This window comes from Nostoc sp. (assembly GCF_036917675.1).
Taxonomy (GTDB): domain Bacteria; phylum Cyanobacteriota; class Cyanobacteriia; order Cyanobacteriales; family Nostocaceae; genus Nostoc.
In genome coordinates, this window is the sequence record NZ_JBALCT010000047.1 from 12700 (window position 1) to 32351 (window position 19652).

The window sequence follows — 19652 nt, forward strand, 5'->3', positions numbered from 1 at the left end:
ATTTACAAATAAGTGAGTAAATACTTTTATACACAGTAAATAATTACAAAGAAATATTTCGTTTTTTATATCAATTTGTGTCAGATACAAGATAAAATGCCCAGTGGGCAAGCGTTTTCTGATAAAAAACACATATTGCCGAAAAATAACGAAGTCAACTGTGGCTGATGATGCCGCTAGGAACTTCGAGTCGAGAACACGCATCAAAGGAGCCGAAGAAGCATGTTCACACACGTCAAGTCCACCATTAGACACATTGCGCCAGATAACTTACGCGGACGTAATTTAATCAAGGTGGTCTATGTCGTGCTAGAGTCCCAGTACCAGAGTGCTTTGTCGCAAGCGGTTCGCACGATTAACGCGAACAATCCCGACTTGGCGATTGAAATCAGTGGGTACTTGATTGAGGAACTCCGCGACCCAGAGAACTATGAGGAGTTCAAACGAGAAATTGAGAGTGCGAATATCTTCATCGCTTCCCTCATTTTCATTGAAGACTTAGCACAGAAAGTAGTAGCAGCAGTAGAACCACACCGCGATCGCTTGGATGTTTCCGTTGTCTTTCCCTCGATGCCAGAAGTAATGCGCCTAAGTAAAATGGGCAGCTTTTCCCTGGCACAGTTGGGTCAGTCAAAAAGTGCGATCGCGCAATTCATGCGGAAACGCAAAGAAAAATCCGGTGCGGGATTCCAAGATGGAATGCTAAAGCTTTTGCGAACACTCCCGCAAGTGCTGAAGTTCCTACCAATGGAAAAAGCACAGGATGCCCGAAATTTCATGCTCAGTTTTCAGTATTGGCTAGGTGGTTCTCCAGAAAATCTGGAAAACTTCTTGCTGATGCTAGCTGATAAATACGTATTTAAAGGTTTAGAGAAACAAAATTTTGCACCTTCTACATATCAGCAGCCGGTGGTTTATCCCGATTTAGGGATTTGGCATCCTTTGGCTGGCAGTATGTTTGAGGATGTCAGAGAGTACCTCAACTGGTATACATCTCGTAAGGATATCTCTAATGATCTCAAAGATCCCTTAGCTCCTTGTGTTGGTTTGGTATTGCAACGCACTCACCTAGTTACAGGCGATGATGCCCATTATGTAGCAATGGTGCAGGAGTTGGAAGCAATGGGCGCACGGGTATTACCTGTGTTTGCTGGTGGCTTGGATTTCTCCAAACCTGTGGATGCCTACTTCTACGAACCAACTACCAACATACAGTTAGTAGATGCAGTGATATCACTAACTGGTTTTGCTTTAGTGGGTGGCCCAGCCAGACAAGATCATCCCAAAGCAATTGAATCGCTCAAACGCTTAAACCGTCCTTACATGGTAGCGTTACCCTTAGTTTTCCAAACCACAGAAGAGTGGATGGATAGCGATTTAGGGTTACATCCAATTCAAGTCGCTTTGCAAATTGCGATTCCCGAATTGGATGGGGCAATTGAGCCGATTGTATTATCAGGTAGAGATGGGACTACAGGGAAAGCGATCGCACTGCGCGATCGGGTTGAAACTGTGGCCGAACGTGCCTTAAAATGGGCTAACCTCCGTCGCAAGCCGAAGCTTGATAAAAAAGTCGCCATCACCGTTTTTAGCTTCCCGCCAGATAAAGGCAACGTCGGAACCGCCGCTTACTTGGATGTATTCGGCTCAATCTACGAGGTGATGAAAGCCCTCAAAAATAACGGCTACGACTTACCAGAATTGCCAGAATCAGCCGAAGCACTGCTGCAAGAAGTCATCCATGATGTCCAAGCGCAGTACAACAGCCCGGAACTCAACGTTGCTTACAAAATGTCGGTTCCTGAGTATGAGGCGCTGACCCCTTACTCTCAACGCTTAGAAGAAAACTGGGGACCACCTCCCGGACATCTCAACAGCGATGGGCAAAATCTGCTGATTTATGGTAAGCAATTCGGTAATGTCTTCATCGGTGTCCAACCTACATTTGGTTACGAAGGCGATCCGATGCGGCTGTTGTTCTCCCGTTCAGCTAGTCCTCACCACGGTTTTGCTGCTTACTACACTTACCTAGAGCAAGTTTGGAAAGCTGACGCTGTACTGCACTTTGGTACACACGGTTCCTTGGAATTCATGCCAGGTAAACAGATGGGGATGTCTGGCGATTGTTATCCAGATAACTTGATTGGCTCAATTCCCAACCTGTATTACTACGCAGCAAATAATCCAAGTGAAGCGACAATTGCCAAACGCCGGAGTTATGCCGAAACAATTTCTTACTTGACACCTCCGGCAGAAAATGCTGGTTTGTATAAAGGTTTGAAGGAACTCAGCGAATTAATTGCTTCCTACCAAACCTTGAAAGATACTGGACGCGGTGTTTCCATTGTTAACAGCATCATGGATAAATGCCGGATCGTGAATCTGGATAAGGATATTAATCTGCCAGAAACCGATGCCAGAGAGATGAGTGCCGACGATCGCGATAATATTGTTGGCAACGTCTACCGCCGGTTGATGGAAATCGAGTCTCGGTTGTTGCCTTGTGGGTTGCACGTCATTGGTAAACCGCCAAGTGCAGAAGAGGCGATCGCAACTCTCGTCAACATTGCTAGTCTAGATCGTCAGGAAGAAGGACTTCAAGGCTTACCGGGAATTATCGCCAATAGCATTGGGCGTAATATTGACGATATTTACCAAAGTAACGACAGAGGCATTTTAGAAGATGTCCAGTTATTGCAAGATATCACCTTGGCAACCCGTGCAGCAGTTACCGCCCTTGTCCAAGAGCAAATCGACGCACAAGGACGAGTTTCTCTGGTTTCCCGGTTGAATTTCTTCAACATGGGCAAAAAAGAACCTTGGGTAGAAGCATTGCATAAAGCAGGTTATCCCAAAGTTGATACAGCCACACTCAAACCCCTATTTGAGTATTTGGAATTCTGCCTGCAACAAGTTTGTGCAGACAACGAACTAGGAGCATTACTCAGAGGCTTGGAAGGTGAATACATCCTACCCGGCCCTGGTGGCGATCCCATCCGCAACCCGGATGTATTGCCCACGGGTAAGAATATCCATGCCCTCGACCCCCAATCCATCCCAACAACAGCAGCAGTCCAATCAGCCAAAATCGTCGTAGATCGGCTTTTGATCCGTAACAAGGCAGAAAATGAAGGAAAATGGCCAGAAACCATCGCCTGCGTCCTTTGGGGAACCGATAACATCAAAACTTACGGCGAATCCCTAGCGCAAATTATGTGGATGGTGGGTGTGCGTCCAGTTCCCGATGCCTTGGGACGGGTGAACAAGTTGGAATTGATATCTTTAGAAGAGTTGGGACGCCCCAGAATTGATGTGGTAATCAACTGTTCTGGTGTATTCCGCGATTTGTTCATCAACCAAATGAACCTGCTAGATCAAGGCGTGAAAATGGCAGCCGAGGCAGATGAACCCTTAGATATGAACTTTGTTCGCAAACATGCTTTGCAACAAGCTGAGGAAATGGGGATTAATCTGCGTCAAGCAGCGACGCGCGTTTTCTCCAACGCTTCTGGTTCCTACTCGTCAAATATCAACTTGGCGGTAGAAAACAGCACTTGGGATAGCGAAGCCGAATTGCAGGAAATGTATCTCAACCGCAAATCTTTCTCCTTCAATTCCGATAACCCCGGAATCATGGACGAATCGCGCGGGATTTTTGAAAGTACATTGAAAACTGCTGATGCAACTTTCCAAAATCTCGATTCTTCGGAGATTAGCTTAACGGATGTTTCCCATTACTTCGACTCAGATCCCACTAAGTTAGTTGCAAGTCTGCGCGGTGATGGTAAAAAACCAGCATCTTATATTGCAGATACAACCACAGCTAACGCTCAGGTAAGGACATTATCGGAAACCGTGCGTTTGGATGCTCGTACTAAATTATTAAATCCCAAGTGGTATGAGGGGATGCTGTCTCACGGTTACGAAGGTGTGCGCGAACTCTCCAAGCGGTTGGTGAATACAACAGGTTGGAGTGCGACAGCAGGCGCTGTGGATAACTGGATTTACGAGGATACTAACGAAACCTTCATCAAAGATGAAGAAATGCAGAAACGGTTGCTGAACCTTAATCCCCATTCTTTCCGCAAGATTGTATCAACTTTGTTGGAAGTGAATGGACGCGGTTATTGGGAGACTAGCGAGGACAATTTAGATCGTCTACGCGAGTTATACCAAGAAGTTGAAGACCGGATTGAAGGGATAGACTAGTCATCAAAATAGAGGCGTTCTCTAGAACGTCTCTATTTTGCCAACCATTTTTACAGATTACAAAAAATGCGCCTTAAATGAACCTTAGTTCGACAAATCTTTTTTGACCTCTCCCCCAGCCCCTCTCCGACGCGGAGAGGGGAGCAAAAAGCCTAATTTTTCATACTCCTCCCTCTCCGAAACGGAAAGGGAGGCTGGGAGGGAGAGGTTCATTGAACTCACGTTAAATGAAAATAAGAAATATAATTATGGATATGTATGTCTGCTAAAGATGTTTTTCATGAAGTTGTCAAAACAGCTTTACAGAAAGACGGTTGGCAAATTACTAATGACCCACTCACAATTAGCGTGGGGGGAGTTAATCTTTCTATTGATTTAGCCGCCGAAAAGCTAATTGCAGCAGAACGTGAAGGACAAAAAATTGCAGTCGAAGTCAAAAGTTTTTTAGAGAGGTCGTCTGCTATTTCAGAATTTCATACAGCATTAGGACAGTTTATTAATTATAGAGGTGCATTACGACGGCGGCAACCGGAGCGTGTTTTGTATTTAGCAGTACCTTTAACAACTTATAAAACATTTTTTCAACTTGATTTTCCTAAAGAGATGATAGCAGAAAATCAAGTGAAAATGCTTATTTATGATGTAGAGCAAGAGGTGATTTTCCAATGGATAAATTAACTCGATATCGCCAGCTTGTACAAAAGATATTACAGGAATATAGTGAGCAAAAACCAGCTTACGGAAATATAGAAGTTGAAACAATTTTTGATCCAGTACGTGACCATTATCAAATAGTTAATGTAGGCTGGGAAGGTCAAGAGTGGGTACATAGTTGTATTATTCATATTGATATTAAGGGTGGAAAAATTTGGCTTCAGTGGAATGGTACAGAAGATGATATTGCAGCTAATTTAGTAGCTGCGGGAGTTCCCAAGGAAGATATTGTATTAGGGTTCCAGTCTCCTTTTATGAGACAGTTTACAGAATATGCTGTGAGTTAGGAGATGTTTTGAAAATCTTCAAGTACTTGCAAATTGTTGGTTTATTGAATTTTATAATTTTTGGCTAGGAGAAATACCTATTGATAAATCCATACCAACAGTACGAATTGTATTTGGACGTTTGATAGGATGAAGTTTTGCAATTTCTAGTTCTGGATAGCTATTTTGAGAATAACTGGAATCATCAGCTGATTTCAGCCAGTAAACAAGGTAAATACCGTAATTTGTTCCTATCGATTGCATATATTTGGGCAACTGGACAGTTAAACCATGCTCCAAATCATCTGAATTAGCCTTTTTGGCTTCTATTGCTATCTTTCCTAGACCTTTGATATTAGATACTGGCGCAACTACATAAAAATCTACCCTGCCATTGCCAGCAACTGTTTCACATAAAACATCGAAATTTTTCATCGTTCCGTAAATGCTTAAAAAAGCCGCAACTCCCTTTGTTATATCTGGTTCATTGAGAGGTTTTCGTATTTTTTTATCTACAGGTCTCCAAAAGAGAGTTTCAGAGCCATGCCGTCGAATGTCTTCCTGACAGCAATGAAGACAATCCAAGACAGTAGAAAAAAAATCATCCATATTTGGATAACTATCATTTGAGAGAAGATTTTCTCTCCTTAGAATTGTCACGATTTCAGCCGGAGGTATTGTAATTGGTGTACGAACAGATATCATATGCTGATTCATATCTGTCAATGAACCGTAAGGAACAATACCACATCCTATAGAGTCGGCATTCCACTGCAAAGATACCTGGCATGGTTCGTTTCCCAAATACTGCTCACTATGCTGATATAAATCATTGCGCTTAATAAAAACCATGCCATTGTGAATCTTAGCTTCAAATACGAAATCACGATATGAAAAATTAAAAAGCTGTACTGAATTCCGTAAAAAACCTTCATAAGCGTTAAAATCTATAGTCCCAGCAGGTACACAGAAGTCAGAAAAAGTTAGGCAAGGTCTCATACTAGAGAGTAGTTCCAATGTGACTTCTCCCAGTTGTACTTTGTCAATTTTCATGTATTTTTAGTATAGTTATAATTTTCGGACTGTATCTCTAAATTGTATCGCTGCTTCTACGAGAGACAACGCCGAAGTTACAAACTTGCCTGGATATTTTATTGATAATGAAACTTAGAAGTAAAATGAGACTGCTCAAGAATTAGGTCTTCCTATTCCTGAATTTAGATAGCGTTTGATGTCTGCCTAATTGATTATAATACCAAGCGCTAACGCACTCTCTCTTTGCCAACAAGCGATCGCATTGTTTTTGAGGTTGTCTGCAAGGCTTAGGCGTAGCCCGTCGTAGACATCGCACTCACTCTTACATAACAGGGATCGCATTGTTTTTGAGGTTTGCTGAAAGGCGATCGCTCTTTTGTTAACTATAATTTCTTCATGGAAAAATATCAAAGCTATTGCAGTGCTTAGGTCGAAATAATCTAAAATCTCACTGATTTAAGGTAAATATTTTTTTAATACCATAGCGTTCAGCTATAGCCATAACACTTGCATCTACAAAATCAATCCGACTATCTGCATACTCATCCAATATTTCTGCCACACGAATTACATCTTGGTCTGTCAAAGCTACCAATCTAAATCGACTTGCAGATAGCTCTTGTAAAAAAGCTACTACCGTAGCTACACCTGCATTACGTCCGACCAAATAAGCTAACTCCGCCAATACTGTTTGTGGCAACAGAATTTGTTTTTGTTGTATATATACTGTTGTGACAATACTGTGCATAAATCTGAACGGTTCAACAATGCTACAACAAAACCCGTATCAGCCACCACTTAATTTATTTCCACGTCCAACCAGATTTTTCAGTAATTTCCTGCTGGAGAATATCTTCAGAATTTGTAGCAAAATCAGGTGTTCCTGCAAATAAGCCAATTAATGGGTCAGATTCATCATTATCAACTGGTTCTAGCAATTGGGTTTCGAGATACAGCCTAACAGCTTCACTAACAATTGATTCAGCAGATTCTCCTCGTTGACTCGCTAAATTTATGACTTTTTCAAGTAAAGTCTGTTCTGGTTTCCAGTTAAATGTAGAATCCACAAGATAACTTCTCTCTAATTAGTAACAAATGATATTTTAACAAATAAGCGTTTGATACTCGTTATCATACTTTTTTTATTTTAAGTCAAATATATACACAGCACGCACTCTTCCACAACAGGCGATGTCTCACGACAAGCCGCTATGGGTCTACGCTTTGTTTCTAAGGTTTTCTGAAAGGCGATCGCTTTTTTGAAGTTTTCTAAAAGGCGATCGCTGTGTTTTTAAGGTTTTCTGGAAGGCGATGTCTACGACGGGCTATTCGGCGTCGCTTTTGGGAATGTGTGAAGTTTTTAGACGGTCGGATTGTCAATTGCAGCAGTTCAATTTGATGTCCAAAATCTTCTCCGTTATATTTGAGGTGTATCACTCGCTTACTTTTTCCTCCAAATTAATCAGCATGGATATCACAGCTACCTTGAACGAAATCGCAACTCTCAGTGTTGAAGATAGAATCCGTATTGTGCAAGCAATTTGGGATAGCATTGCAGCAGAGCAAGTTTACCCTGATTTAACAGATGCACAAAAGCAAGAGCTTGATCGTCGAATTGCTGACTATGATTCAAATCCAGACAATGTGCTGACTTGGGAGGAAATCAAAGCATCAATTAAGGGACAGCAATGAATTATGTCCTGGTATTTCGCCCAGAAGTTCAAGAAGAACTCGGCGGAACCGTACAGTTGGTACGAGAGCCAAAAACCTGGTCTAGGCGACGAGTTTTTGGACTGTGTAGACGAGATGGTGAATCTAATTTGCCAGATGCCAGAATCCTATGCAGTTGCCTACCGTGATATTCGACGAGCATTAGTACGACGATTTCCCTATGCTGTGTACTATCGAATTGTTTCGAGTCGAGTGATTATCACAGCAATTTTTCATGGTCGCAGAGATCCAAAATCGTGGCAGACGCGAACCTAATACTGCAATGCAGTGGACAGATAAAAGTCCCTATGCGTCTACGCCTTGTTTTTGAGGTTTTATGAAAGGCGATGTCTAACGACAAGCCGCTACGTTGATGTGTTAGACGACTGCAATAAATCTACTCTAACGTTACCGATTTAGGGCTGATCTCAATCGGTTTCCTGTTGGGCTAACTCTGAGATTAAAACCTGCATAATGTAAAACTTATCTGCTCGACTAAGTTCTCGCAAAGTGGAAATTAATTCAGATGAAACCATGCAAAGCACTCTAATAAATCTTTACGACTTTTCAAACATCCTCTAAGCTCGACTTTATCCAAAATTAAGAACTCGCTTTTATTTATCCAGCAAAAACCCTGGCTTTTTCGCAAATACTTTTTCCACGTCACAGATTATCCATGAAGTTAAAAAAGTAAAACTAGCGTCCCACAAAGGTTTCAGCAATAGCGATTGCGTTGCGAAAAAATCGATAAAGTCGAGCTAAGTTAAATATACACAGCGATCGCACTCACTCTTCCACAACAGGCGACAACATTTGTTATTTCGGCGATGCCTACGGCTGGCTACGCCTACGCATTTGCTATTTCAGCGATCGCAACTCTCGAACTGGCAAGCTTGATTGAGTGCTAAAATACTCAGTCTGCTTTATCTAGTGGGCATAGTGATTTCCCAAATTCCTTCATTTCCACCATATTCTAGAACATAAATCTTATTGCCGATAATCTCATCATCAATGGGATTACTAAAACCTGCGACAATGCGCGTAGCGTTGAGTTTATAGTTAGTAGTTCCTACTTTAGTTAACTTTAAATGCAGTAGGTCTTGGCCGGCATCTTCAAAAGGACCTGCTACTGTATCGCCAGTGGGATCGCCTATTGTCCAACTCAACATGAATCCATCTTTGTTGAATTCTGGACTCATTACTCCTTTTGTATCAAAAACTAAGCCCAAAGGAGAACGGTGTGATGTAAAAGTACTCACACTTTGCCCCAGAACACTGGCGTCTTTGACTTTGCCATCTAGAGGATCGCGGAACTTGTCTGCGTCCGGACCAAAATTAGGAATTGGTTCAATTAAGTTAGTAGGCCGAATAGGAAAGGTTGGATCGTTACGAAAGTAGCCTTTTGTGACTGCGCCAAATAGGGGGTTTAATAAACGGTCAGTGGCAGGATTATAATTAGAGAATTGTTGAGGATTGTCTGTCCCACCAATCCGCCAGGGAAAGCCATAATTACCACCTAGACGTAGCCAATTTAATTCTTCTGACATATCGCGATCGGGTCCATTTTCTGTACCAAATAAATCCCCATTGGGTGCAAAAGCCATATCGAAAGTATTACGTGTTCCTTCTGCAAAAATATAGCCCGCTGTCTTTAAAGTTGCTCGATTGTTTGCAAGAAAGAGATTTTTGCCATTAGTAGGAAGACGGAGTATACAGGCGGTTAATCCGACTTCGCGAGTATTGGGATATTGACCATTAACAGACTGAACCTCACCATGATCGGTACGAGAACCGCTATTCACATAGATAAAGTTACCATCCGGGCTAACAACCACGCCGTTGAAGCGATGGTCATAGGCTGTTTTGCTTTTGGGATAGCCTGCACTCTGAGCTAAGATCGACCAGATGCGCCCTCCTGTACTCGAATTAATTACGCCTTTAACAATAATTGCTTTGGTCTGGTTATTCACAAGGTCTGCATTGCCAACCAAATAAATTGTACCGTTAGGACCAATGGCCATACCTTCAGTCTCAGGGAGATTATGATTACTAGAGTTGTAGACAAGTGTACTAATAGAAGCGGCTAAATTGACTTGATAAATCTCACCATTTTGTTTGAGGTAATAGAGCGTATTGTTTCGCGGATCTTTTGCAATCCGAACAGAAGGAGAAGGCGATAACGTATTGATGATGTTGCGAATCTTAATATCAGGACGAAGGGATTGAGGTGCAGCATTTACTCCAGTAATGCCATGATTTAATAGAACTATTGTCAATAACAGTGTTTTGGCAGCGAAAAAACAGCTTTTTAGAGCGAACTTCCCGATAAATCTGTGTTGAACTTGGTTGGATGATTTAGTGTTATTCATTATTTTCTTCATAAAATAATCAGATTATTTTGTTCCTAGATATTGTTGATTAGGGAAAAATTTTAGAGATTAGGGGGTGAAATGAGCAATGAGTACTAGCTTATCAATAGTCTCTTGTTGGGTAAGGAGGGAAAAGATTAATTATTGATTTGGTTAGTTGATTATGCAAATTGTAAGTAAGTCGGCGTTAAAATTCATTTATTTTAATTATTTTTCCTATATTTTTTCATTTTCAACTCACCTGTAATTATTTAATTATCATGAAGTATAAGGTTACATCAACTTCTTTACCAAATCTTAAAAATGTAAAGTTCGTAATTTTTAATACTGCTAGAAATATTTGTAAAGTTTAATTAAGTCTTTTTTCAAACATACTGTTTTTTTAGTATAGGTTACAAGATTTTTCATTCACCTTCATACAGCATTTTTGTTAAGTTAAGTTTCAATATAATTTTTTGTTCGTAAAAAAAAATGTATTTCTATTATACAAATACATTTTAAAATACATAAGTTAAATTGATAGATTATTCAGAGCGTTTTTTATGCTTAATAACAGTTAAGCTTTACATAAATTTTATATGCTTCCTTTAAGTACTAAAGCTTATCCTGGCAAGGGATGCCCCAAAAAGCATGGTGATAAATTCAAGCTTAATGAACCTAATTAACTCAGCAGTGTTGGGTGATTTTTCACCGCAAATTTGTCTAAATTCCAAAAAATGAACCTAAACGTCAATTACTTTTTCTTGTAAACTAATCGTGCCTTGAAGCGTCAGGCATAATTGCCTCCTGAAGATTTACGCCACTGAGGTTAGCTCCCCTAATGTCAGCTCCTCTAAGGTTAGCTCCTCTGAGATTCGCCCCTGCCAAATTCGCACTTCTAAGGTTAGTCCAACTCAAATCAGCTTGACTCAAATCAGCTTCACTGAGGTTAGCCCGCAGCAGGTAAGCACCAGTGAGGTGAGCCTTATTCAGATTAGCTTTGTATAAGTCAGTTTTATAAAGATAAGCCCCCAACATTTCGGCCTCGTATAAACTTGCCTCGCTAAGGTCAGCCGCAATCAAGTTAGCTTCAGTGAGGTTGGCAAAAGAAAGATTAGCCCGTATTAACTTCGCTGCACCTAAATCGGCATCTCTCAAGTTAGCGCCTTTCAAGTCTGTTCCAATTAGATTAGCATGAGCGATCGCAGCGTCTCTAAGATTTGCCTCACTCAAGTCAGCTCCAATCAAATTGGCATGACTCAAATCCGCCTGCGTAAGTATAGCACCACTCAAGTTAGCAACACTGAAGTTAGCATCACTCAGGTTAGCTTCAACGAGGAAGGCTTTGTAGAGGTTGGCACTACTAAGGTCAGCACCACTGAGGTTTGCTCGCACGAGTAAAGCATTACCCAAATCCACCTTTCTCAAATTTACCCCCTGGAGGTTTGCGCCTCTGAGGTTATCCCCTTGCAGGTTTGCGGCGCTGAGGTCTGGTTCAATTTGAGGATTTTTCTTTCTCCACTCAATCCATGTAACTGCACCTGCTTTCAATAAAGCTAGATGCTCTCGATTTGCCATTTTCTGTCCTTTACTCCTGACGCCCACCCAAAGGATTTGCCCGACCAGCTACACTATCAATGGCCGCTAACGCTCCTGCCGCACCTGCGAGAATATCTTGTTCTTTTCCACCTAAGTAAAGCCGTCCAAAGCTACCTACAGCTTGAACCTCAAGGATGTTAATCGCCGCCGCTTTCTCCGCTTCATTCGCAGCCAGTGCCGCGTAAGCAGCAGGCTCCACTTCTAATACATACAGCGTTTGCCCTGCTAGTAGTAGCTGTCCCCGGCGCGTGCGATTAATAAGTTGTGTTTGGTAAGCATCGATGTTGCGGATAATCTGGCTAGAAACAACACGCGGTTTGAGACATTCCTCTCTTCGGACTCCCAGTAACGCCAAAATGGCTTCACCAGCAGCTCGCGTTTCGCCTTGGGAGCTAGAATGAACTTCTAATAGTCCGTAAAGTCGTTCAACTACCTGCACTCCAGGACGGACTGAGGCAGCTTTCAGGGCTACATCCGTAATCTTATTAATTTCGATACCAGGAGAGATTTCAATCCACAGCGATGTATCCCCTGGTAATGGTAAGAAGCCTTGAGCTACTGTTCCCATATATGCTGCATGTTGAGGTTGCAGGCTGTCGAGAAATACGAAACTGCGTAGCTCTATTCCCAAGATTTTGCTCTCCAGTCATAAGGGTAAAAGTTATCTATTGCAAGATATGAGCGCCTAACTTGGAGCATTTTAGCCACAAGTCAAGGATGGAAAAAGACAAAGTAGAAAAATTTTGCTGTCGATAAATCTTACGCCTGATACTAATTTATAATGGGCTGCGCCCCTCTTCTCTACGAGAGGTTAAGCGTAGCTTGCTCAAAAGTAGGGATACGCTATAGCGGTTCCCATTCAGATGCGGTACAACATTATATCGCCTGGTGTAGGGGTACGGCACTGCCCATTGGTGTCAACTTAGCGTGAAAGCCAGTCTAAAAGAAGATTTTATAGATTATCTCGTTCCCAGTCAAAGACTAGGAATGCCGTTCTAGAGGCTCCGCCTCCCTTGCTGGCGGCAGAGCCGCCAGGAGGTGCATTTCCAGCAAGAAGGCTGGAAACGAGATTTGAAAAGACTTTTAGCTTAAGTTGACACCCGTAAGGGCACTGCCCATTGGTGTCAACTTAAGCTTGTCGGGAAACGCTATAACGTAATTCCTAATTCGTAATTAAGATATATTCCAAAACCTTGTTATGAGAGGTTTCCCATCCGTTATCCTGCTGTTGAAACAATACATCCTTTCCTTATTTGGTATGACAAGTACTTTGATAGTAAAAACCGCCTTGCCAATTGTACAAGTTTTACTAGACACAAATCACTGCCTACAATGCCCAAATCAAGCAATGCTTGGCTTCATTTAGAGAACTCCACAGAATGATTGATCCTATAATCGTTTCAGTGTGCAGCCTATTATCCGCCCTATCATAGCAAATACAACCCGATAGAACGTTGCTTTGGTTGGTTAGAACAGCATTGGAATGGTAGTTTACTTGACCGAAAACGCAAAGGATACAGAGCAACTGAATTTATTTATCGAGAAGCAAAAAAATGTATTTCGAGAGGCACAGCACTTTTAAATTCAAAGCGGAGCCGGAGACGCTCCGCCTCCGGTCCTTATTACAGAGCAACTAAATTTATTTATGGGGATCAAAAATCTTTGCATTTTGAATGCATGAATTTTGAATTCGGAGCGTTCGCGCAGCGTCTCGTTAGAGAAGCGACGTGACTTCATCGCTCTGGGTGACGAGGAACCCAGATGGAACTCCACTAACAAATCAGTGATTATCTTTATTTGTATTTGACTGAATAGCTCTGTTGAAATCTCGCAGCAAGTCTTCTTCCGCATCCCGCTCTTGCTTGAGTTCTCGAATCATTTCTTGACTAGAACCAATCACCAAGCCAGCAAATGCACCAACTATTGCGTATTTCTGCTCCAGATGTTGATATATTTGACTTGTGTAGTGGCAAGGAAATAAATTAGCAATAAGAAAGCCAAGTCCTCCACCCACAAATGCCGTCACAAAGCCAGAGAAAGCGATCAATCTAACATTCATTTGCTTTGCTCCAATGCTTATAACTTTGCTAAATTCTCAAAAGATACTCTACAAGTTTATTATCTCAGAGACTCCCAAAGTTGTAGCTTAATCTTTACCTCTTGTAATAGAAGGCAGAGTGGGCGAATGAGGAAAATGGGGGAGATGAGAGGAATGAAGATAATAACTCCCAACTCCCTTTCTACTAATGTTTGTCCACCTAAGTAGCTAGGCGAAATTAAATATAAAACGTTCTAAGACATATCAACCTTTGATACTTCGGGCTTCCATACCGTCAATAATTGCCATAGCCAAATCATAGTTCCAGTTACTTAGAAAGTTATTCTGTGCGATCGCCTGCTTTTTCATGCCCTATTTGAGTTGTCAAAGTCTTTGGCGATAACCTTAACCTCCTGTTAACAAAACTTAATTACGCTAACGAGTATGCGAGCATCATTAGGAATTACTTACGCCGTCCTAGTTAGCTGTTTGTTTAGCATTTAGCTGTCCTTCTATATTTGCAGATATATATCGAGATAAACGTTATGAAGACTTGTATATATATAAATATATTCCTTATATAGACTAGTTTAAATATCAATTTATACCTTGTGTTCCCTCACAAAAAGCCCGATGATTGATTAGGAAGCCCAGAGTTATAGGTTAGCTAATTAATAATGCCAATATACTTGATTATTTTTTCTGATTCGTGGCAAAAAATATCTGATATTCATCTGAAATTTATTCATGTCGGAGTTTAAATAATCCAATGCTACAAGGATGGATTCAAATTGCACTAACGCTACTAATTATAGTAGCGATAACTCCATTTTTTGGGCGCTACATGGCGCGTGTATATTTAGAAGAAAGTACTTTTTTCGACCCAGTTTTGAATCCGGTTGAGCGACTGCTGTATGCCTTGGTTGGCGTTACAAATAAAGAAAACATGACGGGTTGGCAGTATGCGCGAGCAATCCTGTACAGCAACGTAGTCATGATGTTGCTGATTTTCTTGCTGATCGCAAATCAAGGATGGCTACCGCTTAACCCAACCAAGATAGATGCCCCAACCTGGGACACCATAGTACATACCACGATTTCCTTTATTACTAATACCAACCAGCAGCATTATTCTGGTGAAACCTACTTGAGCTACGGTAGTCAAATGTTCGGGCTGGGCTACCACATGTTCACCTCTGCTGCAACTGGTTTGGCGGTAGGAATTGCCTTTATTCGGGGATTGACGGGGAGATCGTTAGGCAACTTTTATGTAGACCTAATTCGCACGATTACCCGAATTTTGCTGCCTATTTGTATTGTGGGCGGCATCGTCTTTATGGCAGCTGGCGTTCCCGAAACACTGGCGGGTGCAGTTGTATTCCCTACCTTGGAAGATCCAAATATCAGTCAGGCGATCGCTCGTGGTCCAGTTGCCCACTTTGAAATTATCAAGCAATTAGGAGAAAACGGCGGTGGCTTTTTTGCCATCAACTCAGCACATCCTTTTGAAAATCCCAGTGGATTTACTAATTTAATTCAGATTGTGGCAATGCTTTCCATTCCCACATCCCTGATCTATACCTATGGCTTGTTTGCAAATAACACCAAACAAGCCTGGTTACTCTACAGCATGGTCGGTGTAATTTTTCTCGGATTTCTGATTGTCACCGCTATTGGTGAATACAACGGGAATCCGGCTGTAAATACGCTTTTGGGCAGTCAGCAACCGAACCTAGAGGGTAAAGAAGTCCGGTTTGGTTGGGCACAATCTGTATTATTTGCGGTAAGTACAACCGGAACCATGTGCGGAGCCGTCAACAGTTTCCACGACTCCTTTATGCCCGCCGGTGGTTTTATTTTTCTCTCGAATATGTTCCTGCAAATCATGTGGGGTGGACAGGGTACTGGAACAGCTTACTTATTTGCCTATAGCATCCTGGCGGTATTCGTCACGGGTTTAATGGTGGGACGCACGCCAGAATTTCTGGGACGCAAGATTGAGAAGCGTGAAGTTGTCCTTGCTAGCTTTCTAATTTTGCTAGTTCACCCGATCGCCATTTTGATTCCGGGGGGAATCGCCTTAGCTTTTCCTGACCAACTGGCAGGAATTAGCAATCCCGGCTTTCACGGCTTTTCTCAGGTGATTTACGAATATGCCTCAGCTGCTGCGAACAACGGTTCTGGGTTTGAAGGTTTAGGCGATTCCCAACCTTCTCCTTTGGCGATCGCTACAGGCGCCAAAACTACCGCAACCGCCCTCTGGTGGAACCTGAGTACCTGTTTCAGTTTACTGGCAGGACGCTATGTCCCAATCATCGGTTTGCTGTTGCTAGCAGATAGCATGTCCCGTAAGCAAGCTGTTCCCTACACAACTGGGACATTGCGAACCGATACCGGACTATTTACAGGCGTTACCGCAGGCGTGATTTTAATCTTGGGCGCACTCACATTCTTCCCAGTGCTGGCATTAGGTCCCATTGCTGAAGCCTTTTTTATCGCCAAAGGCATCGGCTGAGAGAATTTTAGATTTTAGATTTTGGATTTTGGATTCAGTCAGATTGCTCTGATATTAATGTATGCCAACTACTACTGATTCTCCTTCACCCCGTATTCCATCTGGAACTCGTGACTCACGCAAGCATACCCCTAAGGTGGATACGCGGGGACTTTACCAGAGAGCAATTCGTGAGTCATTTATCAAGCTCGATCCTCGAATTACTGTCAAAAACCCAGTTATGTTTGTTGTTTGGGTGGGGACAATTGTCACCTTTCTTGTTACTCTTAACCCAAATCTGTTTGGCACAGTCCAGGCAGATATCAATCAACAACGCTTGTTAAACGGGTTGATTACCTTTATTCTCTTTTTCACCCTGGTTTTTGCCAACTTTGCCGAAGCTGTGGCTGAAGGACGTGGTAAAGCACAGGCTGATTCACTGCGATCGACGCGATCGGATACGATCGCTAACAAAATCCTCCCTGATGGTTCTGTACAACAAGTCAACTCTACAGAACTGCGGCGGGGCGATTTGGTTAAGGTGGTTGCAAATAATATGATTCCCGCCGATGGGGATGTGATTAAAGGCATCGGCTCAGTGGATGAGTCTGCCATTACTGGGGAATCTGCCCCTGTATTGAAGCAACCAGGTACAGATATTGCCAGTTCGGTGACAGGAGGTACACGCCTACTTTCAGACGAGTTGACAATTCGCATTAGTGCTGATCCTGGTCAAGGCTTTATCGATCGCATGATTGCCCTCGTAGAAGGGGCAGAACGTAGCAAAACTCCCAACGAGATTGCTTTGACGGTATTGTTGGCAGTGCTAACGCAGGTGTTCTTGATTGTAGTCTCAACCATCCCTCCCTACGTGGGCTACATCAGCAGCTTTATCAGCACAGCATTTGGGGCTGAGGCGGGAAACAGTTTGCGTGCGGGTGCTAGCGTTGCGATTTTAATATCGTTACTGGTAGCTTTAATTCCCACAACTATCGGTGGTTTGCTCAGTGCGATCGGCATCGCCGGGATGGATAGGGTTGCCCAATTTAACGTCATTGCTACCTCTGGTCGAGCAGTAGAAGCCTGCGGTGACATTAACACCCTGGTGTTAGATAAGACAGGCACTATTACCTTGGGTAATCGGATGGCTGATGAGTTTATTCCTCTAGATAATCACTCACTAGAAGATGTGGCGCGAGTCTCCCTAGCTGCTAGCTTGTTTGATGAAACGCCAGAAGGCAAGTCAATTGTGAAATTGGCAGAAAAATATCAGGCTGCGGTAGATTTCAATATTGACAAAGCCGAAGGTGTGGAATTTACGGCGAAAACCCGCATGAGTGGCACGAATCTACCCGATGGCAAACAAATTCGCAAAGGAGCGGTGGATGCCATTAAGGGATTTGTCCGTTCTCGTGGCGGCTACATTCCTGATGATACAGACGCAGCTTATGAGCGAGTTTGCCGGTTAGGCGGTACACCTTTAGCTGTTACCCTAGATGACAAAATTTATGGTGTCATCTACCTCAAAGATATTGTGAAACCTGGACTGCGGGAACGGTTTGATCAACTCCGCCGCATGGGTGTTCGTACCGTCATGCTCACAGGTGACAACCGAATTACCGCTTCGGTGATTGCTGAAGAAGCTGGGGTGGATGATTTCATTGCCGAAGCGACTCCAGAAGACAAAATTGAGGTGATTCGCTCCGAACAAGCTCAGGGTAAACTGGTGGCAATGACTGGGGATGGTACTAACGATGCACCCGCCCTCGCTCAAGCAAACGTGGGTGTGGCGATGAATTCTGGGACGCAAGCTGCTAAAGAAGCTGCTAACATGGTGGACTTAGACTCTGACCCCACGAAGCTGATTGACCTAGTAACCATAGGTAAACAGTTGCTAATTACCCGTGGAGCCTTGACAACATTCTCGATCGCTAACGATATTGCCAAATATTTTGCGATCATTCCCACTATCTTTGCAGCTGCTGGAATCGGCGCACTTAATATTATGGGATTAAAGAGTGCCCAATCTGCGATCGTCTCGGCGTTGATTTATAATGCCTTGATTATTCCGGCATTAATTCCGCTAGCACTCAAAGGGGTGAAGTTCTTACCTTTAACAGCAGATCAACTGCTACGTCGCAACATCTTGATTTATGGACTTGGTGGCATCATTGCTCCCTTCATTGCCATCAAACTGATAGATATTATCTTACCTTTGTCTTAATTTACTATGAAACCCGTTCAGATTCGACGCACGATTGCTGCATCCCAAGTATTAGAAGAAATAACTGAAATCTGGTGTCAATGGCGCAGACAAAAGCTGCCACTGTATTTGTTCCTGGCCATGTGTTTCAACCTAGTGGTTGCACCTATAGTCTATGCTGCTACTGGTGAACAACTTTCCCGCAGTCAATCTTGGGGATTGGGACTGTTAGGAATGGTGACGCTAGGGCTTTCTATCTATTTATTTTTTGTCATGTTTGTACCGGAGAAATTCTAATGAGTTTTGCACGCGAAGCTAGCAGAGCTGTTCGTTCTACCTTGGTACTTTGGGTCATCGGAGCAATTATTTATCCTTTGGCGATGATTGTCATTGGGCAGATTGTGTTTCCGTTTCAAGCAAACGGTAGTCTACTGAAAAATAGCGCCGGTCAAGTTGTGGGTTCTGCCTTGATTGGTCAACCTTTTACTAGCGATCGCTATTTTAACAGCCGTCCCAGTACCACTAGTTACAGCACAGCTGATCCCAAAAAGGACGATGGGGGAGTTTTGAAAACTGGGGTTTCTGGTGCTAGTAACTTGGCTCCCAGTAATCCCGCATTACTGGAACGCATCAAAGGTAAAGATGACCCCGACCCCACCAAAAAAATTGAAGGTGACTTGAATCGTCTGAAGAAAGCAGGTGTGCAGCCGACTGGCGACCTACTCTACACCTCTGGTTCCAGCCTTGACCCCCATATTACCCCCGAAGCTGCGATCGCACAAATTGCACGCGTGTCCAAGGCGCGAGGATTTCAGTCGAACCAACTGGAAACTTTGATTTCTCAAAACACCGATGGTCGCTTTCTCGGTATCTTTGGTGAGCCTGGAGTTAATGTGTTGAAGCTGAATTTAGCTCTGGATCAGATTAAAAAATAACAATTTAAAATTCCAAATTAAAATCGAAAGCCTAAGATTCCCGACTTCTTCAAGAAGTCGGGAATCTTATTATTCATGAATGATTATCGGATTTCCTAATC

Annotated in this window: 18 protein-coding genes and 1 pseudogene; 10 read left to right on the plus strand and 9 right to left on the minus strand. The window is 42.7% G+C overall.

Annotated features, from left to right (window positions below; translation table 11 throughout):
- Positions 1–222 precede the first annotated feature (222 nt).
- The 3 genes from V7K31_RS16205 to V7K31_RS16215 all read left to right on the plus strand — a co-directional run bounded on the left by V7K31_RS16205 (position 223) and on the right by V7K31_RS16215 (position 5210).
- The gene (locus V7K31_RS16205; protein WP_335095331.1) at positions 223–4209 is read left to right on the plus strand and encodes a magnesium chelatase subunit H; all 3987 of its coding nucleotides are present in this window, start codon (positions 223–225) and stop codon (positions 4207–4209) included.
- Positions 4210–4467: 258 nt separating this feature from the next.
- Entirely contained in the window at positions 4468–4887 is a 420-nt protein-coding gene (locus V7K31_RS16210; RefSeq protein WP_335095332.1) for a XisH family protein, read from the plus strand.
- The gene (locus tag V7K31_RS16215; RefSeq protein WP_335095333.1) at positions 4875–5210 is read left to right on the plus strand and encodes a XisI protein; all 336 of its coding nucleotides are present in this window, start codon (positions 4875–4877) and stop codon (positions 5208–5210) included. Before V7K31_RS16210 ends, V7K31_RS16215 begins: the two co-directional genes overlap by 13 nt.
- A 51-nt stretch (positions 5211–5261) precedes the next feature.
- On the opposite strand, the gene V7K31_RS16220 is transcribed toward V7K31_RS16215, so the two are convergent.
- From V7K31_RS16220 to V7K31_RS16240, 5 genes are all read right to left on the minus strand, one after another.
- Complete coding sequence (locus tag V7K31_RS16220) at positions 5262–6242, minus strand: hypothetical protein (RefSeq protein ID WP_334866902.1); 981 nt, start codon at positions 6240–6242, stop codon at positions 5262–5264.
- A 186-nt stretch (positions 6243–6428) separates the two neighbouring features.
- Positions 6429–6635: a hypothetical protein gene (locus V7K31_RS16225; RefSeq protein WP_335095334.1), complete on the minus strand. Its 207-nt coding sequence runs from the start codon at positions 6633–6635 to the stop codon at positions 6429–6431.
- A 37-nt stretch (positions 6636–6672) separates the two neighbouring features.
- Positions 6673–6972 carry a type II toxin-antitoxin system VapC family toxin gene (locus V7K31_RS16230; protein ID WP_335095336.1) on the minus strand — a complete coding sequence of 100 codons (300 nt, stop codon included), beginning with the start codon at positions 6970–6972 and terminating at the stop codon, positions 6673–6675.
- Between the two features lie 55 nt (positions 6973–7027).
- On the minus strand, positions 7028–7291 hold the full coding sequence (locus tag V7K31_RS16235) for a hypothetical protein (protein ID WP_335095337.1): 264 nt from the start codon (positions 7289–7291) through the stop codon (positions 7028–7030).
- Positions 7292–7493: 202 nt separating this feature from the next.
- Positions 7494–7661 carry a hypothetical protein gene (locus V7K31_RS16240; RefSeq protein WP_335095338.1) on the minus strand — a complete coding sequence of 56 codons (168 nt, stop codon included), beginning with the start codon at positions 7659–7661 and terminating at the stop codon, positions 7494–7496.
- A gap of 30 nt (positions 7662–7691) precedes the next feature.
- Between V7K31_RS16240 and V7K31_RS16245 the strand changes: the two genes are divergently transcribed.
- Both V7K31_RS16245 and V7K31_RS16250 read left to right on the plus strand, forming a co-directional pair.
- Positions 7692–7916, plus strand: coding sequence for an addiction module protein (locus V7K31_RS16245; protein ID WP_335095339.1), 225 nt, complete (start codon positions 7692–7694; stop codon positions 7914–7916).
- Positions 7917–7919: 3 nt separating this feature from the next.
- Entirely contained in the window at positions 7920–8210 is a 291-nt protein-coding gene (locus V7K31_RS16250; RefSeq protein WP_335095340.1) for a type II toxin-antitoxin system RelE/ParE family toxin, read from the plus strand.
- 647 nt (positions 8211–8857) lie between these two features.
- Here the strand turns inward: V7K31_RS16250 and V7K31_RS16255 are convergent.
- The 3 genes from V7K31_RS16255 to V7K31_RS16265 all read right to left on the minus strand — a co-directional run bounded on the left by V7K31_RS16255 (position 8858) and on the right by V7K31_RS16265 (position 12512).
- Positions 8858–10303 carry a PQQ-dependent sugar dehydrogenase gene (locus V7K31_RS16255; protein WP_335095342.1) on the minus strand — a complete coding sequence of 482 codons (1446 nt, stop codon included), beginning with the start codon at positions 10301–10303 and terminating at the stop codon, positions 8858–8860.
- 750 nt (positions 10304–11053) lie between these two features.
- Positions 11054–11860, minus strand: coding sequence for a pentapeptide repeat-containing protein (locus V7K31_RS16260; RefSeq protein ID WP_335095343.1), 807 nt, complete (start codon positions 11858–11860; stop codon positions 11054–11056).
- Positions 11861–11870: 10 nt separating this feature from the next.
- Positions 11871–12512 (minus strand): hypothetical protein, encoded by a 642-nt coding sequence (locus V7K31_RS16265; protein WP_335095345.1) that lies wholly within the window; start codon positions 12510–12512, stop codon positions 11871–11873.
- 779 nt (positions 12513–13291) lie between these two features.
- On the opposite strand from V7K31_RS16265, the pseudogene V7K31_RS16270 reads away from it, so the two are divergent.
- Positions 13292–13381, plus strand: a pseudogene (locus V7K31_RS16270) (ISAzo13-like element transposase-related protein); the annotation flags it as partial.
- 280 nt (positions 13382–13661) lie between these two features.
- Here the strand turns inward: V7K31_RS16270 and V7K31_RS16275 are convergent.
- Positions 13662–13940 carry a hypothetical protein gene (locus V7K31_RS16275; protein ID WP_335095347.1) on the minus strand — a complete coding sequence of 93 codons (279 nt, stop codon included), beginning with the start codon at positions 13938–13940 and terminating at the stop codon, positions 13662–13664.
- Positions 13941–14688: 748 nt separating this feature from the next.
- Here V7K31_RS16275 and kdpA point away from each other — a divergent pair.
- From kdpA to kdpC, 4 genes are all read left to right on the plus strand, one after another.
- Positions 14689–16434, plus strand: coding sequence for a potassium-transporting ATPase subunit KdpA (gene kdpA, locus V7K31_RS16280; RefSeq protein WP_335095349.1), 1746 nt, complete (start codon positions 14689–14691; stop codon positions 16432–16434).
- A gap of 61 nt (positions 16435–16495) precedes the next feature.
- On the plus strand, positions 16496–18637 hold the full coding sequence (gene kdpB, locus V7K31_RS16285; RefSeq protein ID WP_335095350.1) for a potassium-transporting ATPase subunit KdpB: 2142 nt from the start codon (positions 16496–16498) through the stop codon (positions 18635–18637).
- A 6-nt stretch (positions 18638–18643) separates the two neighbouring features.
- The gene (locus tag V7K31_RS16290) at positions 18644–18913 is read left to right on the plus strand and encodes a potassium-transporting ATPase subunit F (RefSeq protein WP_334826210.1); all 270 of its coding nucleotides are present in this window, start codon (positions 18644–18646) and stop codon (positions 18911–18913) included.
- Positions 18913–19551: a K(+)-transporting ATPase subunit C gene (gene kdpC / locus V7K31_RS16295; protein WP_335095351.1), complete on the plus strand. Its 639-nt coding sequence runs from the start codon at positions 18913–18915 to the stop codon at positions 19549–19551. The genes V7K31_RS16290 and kdpC overlap by 1 nt, the downstream gene beginning before the upstream one ends.
- Positions 19552–19652 lie beyond the last annotated feature (101 nt).

Bases quoted from the DNA above. Each gene is read 5' to 3' on its own strand.
- kdpA (WP_335095349.1), top strand. From the start codon at position 14,689: ATGCTACAAGGATGGATTCAAATTGCACTAACGCTACTAATTATAGTA.
- V7K31_RS16260 (WP_335095343.1), bottom strand. From the start codon at position 11,860: ATGGCAAATCGAGAGCATCTAGCTTTATTGAAAGCAGGTGCAGTTACA.
- V7K31_RS16275 (WP_335095347.1), bottom strand. From the start codon at position 13,940: ATGAATGTTAGATTGATCGCTTTCTCTGGCTTTGTGACGGCATTTGTG.
- kdpB (WP_335095350.1), top strand. From the start codon at position 16,496: ATGCCAACTACTACTGATTCTCCTTCACCCCGTATTCCATCTGGAACT.
- V7K31_RS16290 (WP_334826210.1), top strand. From the start codon at position 18,644: ATGAAACCCGTTCAGATTCGACGCACGATTGCTGCATCCCAAGTATTA.
- V7K31_RS16205 (WP_335095331.1), top strand. From the start codon at position 223: ATGTTCACACACGTCAAGTCCACCATTAGACACATTGCGCCAGATAAC.
- V7K31_RS16215 (WP_335095333.1), top strand. From the start codon at position 4,875: ATGGATAAATTAACTCGATATCGCCAGCTTGTACAAAAGATATTACAG.
- V7K31_RS16220 (WP_334866902.1), bottom strand. From the start codon at position 6,242: ATGAAAATTGACAAAGTACAACTGGGAGAAGTCACATTGGAACTACTC.
- V7K31_RS16245 (WP_335095339.1), top strand. From the start codon at position 7,692: ATGGATATCACAGCTACCTTGAACGAAATCGCAACTCTCAGTGTTGAA.
- V7K31_RS16230 (WP_335095336.1), bottom strand. From the start codon at position 6,972: ATGCACAGTATTGTCACAACAGTATATATACAACAAAAACAAATTCTG.
- kdpC (WP_335095351.1), top strand. From the start codon at position 18,913: ATGAGTTTTGCACGCGAAGCTAGCAGAGCTGTTCGTTCTACCTTGGTA.
- V7K31_RS16255 (WP_335095342.1), bottom strand. From the start codon at position 10,303: ATGAATAACACTAAATCATCCAACCAAGTTCAACACAGATTTATCGGG.
- V7K31_RS16210 (WP_335095332.1), top strand. From the start codon at position 4,468: ATGTCTGCTAAAGATGTTTTTCATGAAGTTGTCAAAACAGCTTTACAG.
- V7K31_RS16250 (WP_335095340.1), top strand. From the start codon at position 7,920: ATGTCCTGGTATTTCGCCCAGAAGTTCAAGAAGAACTCGGCGGAACCG.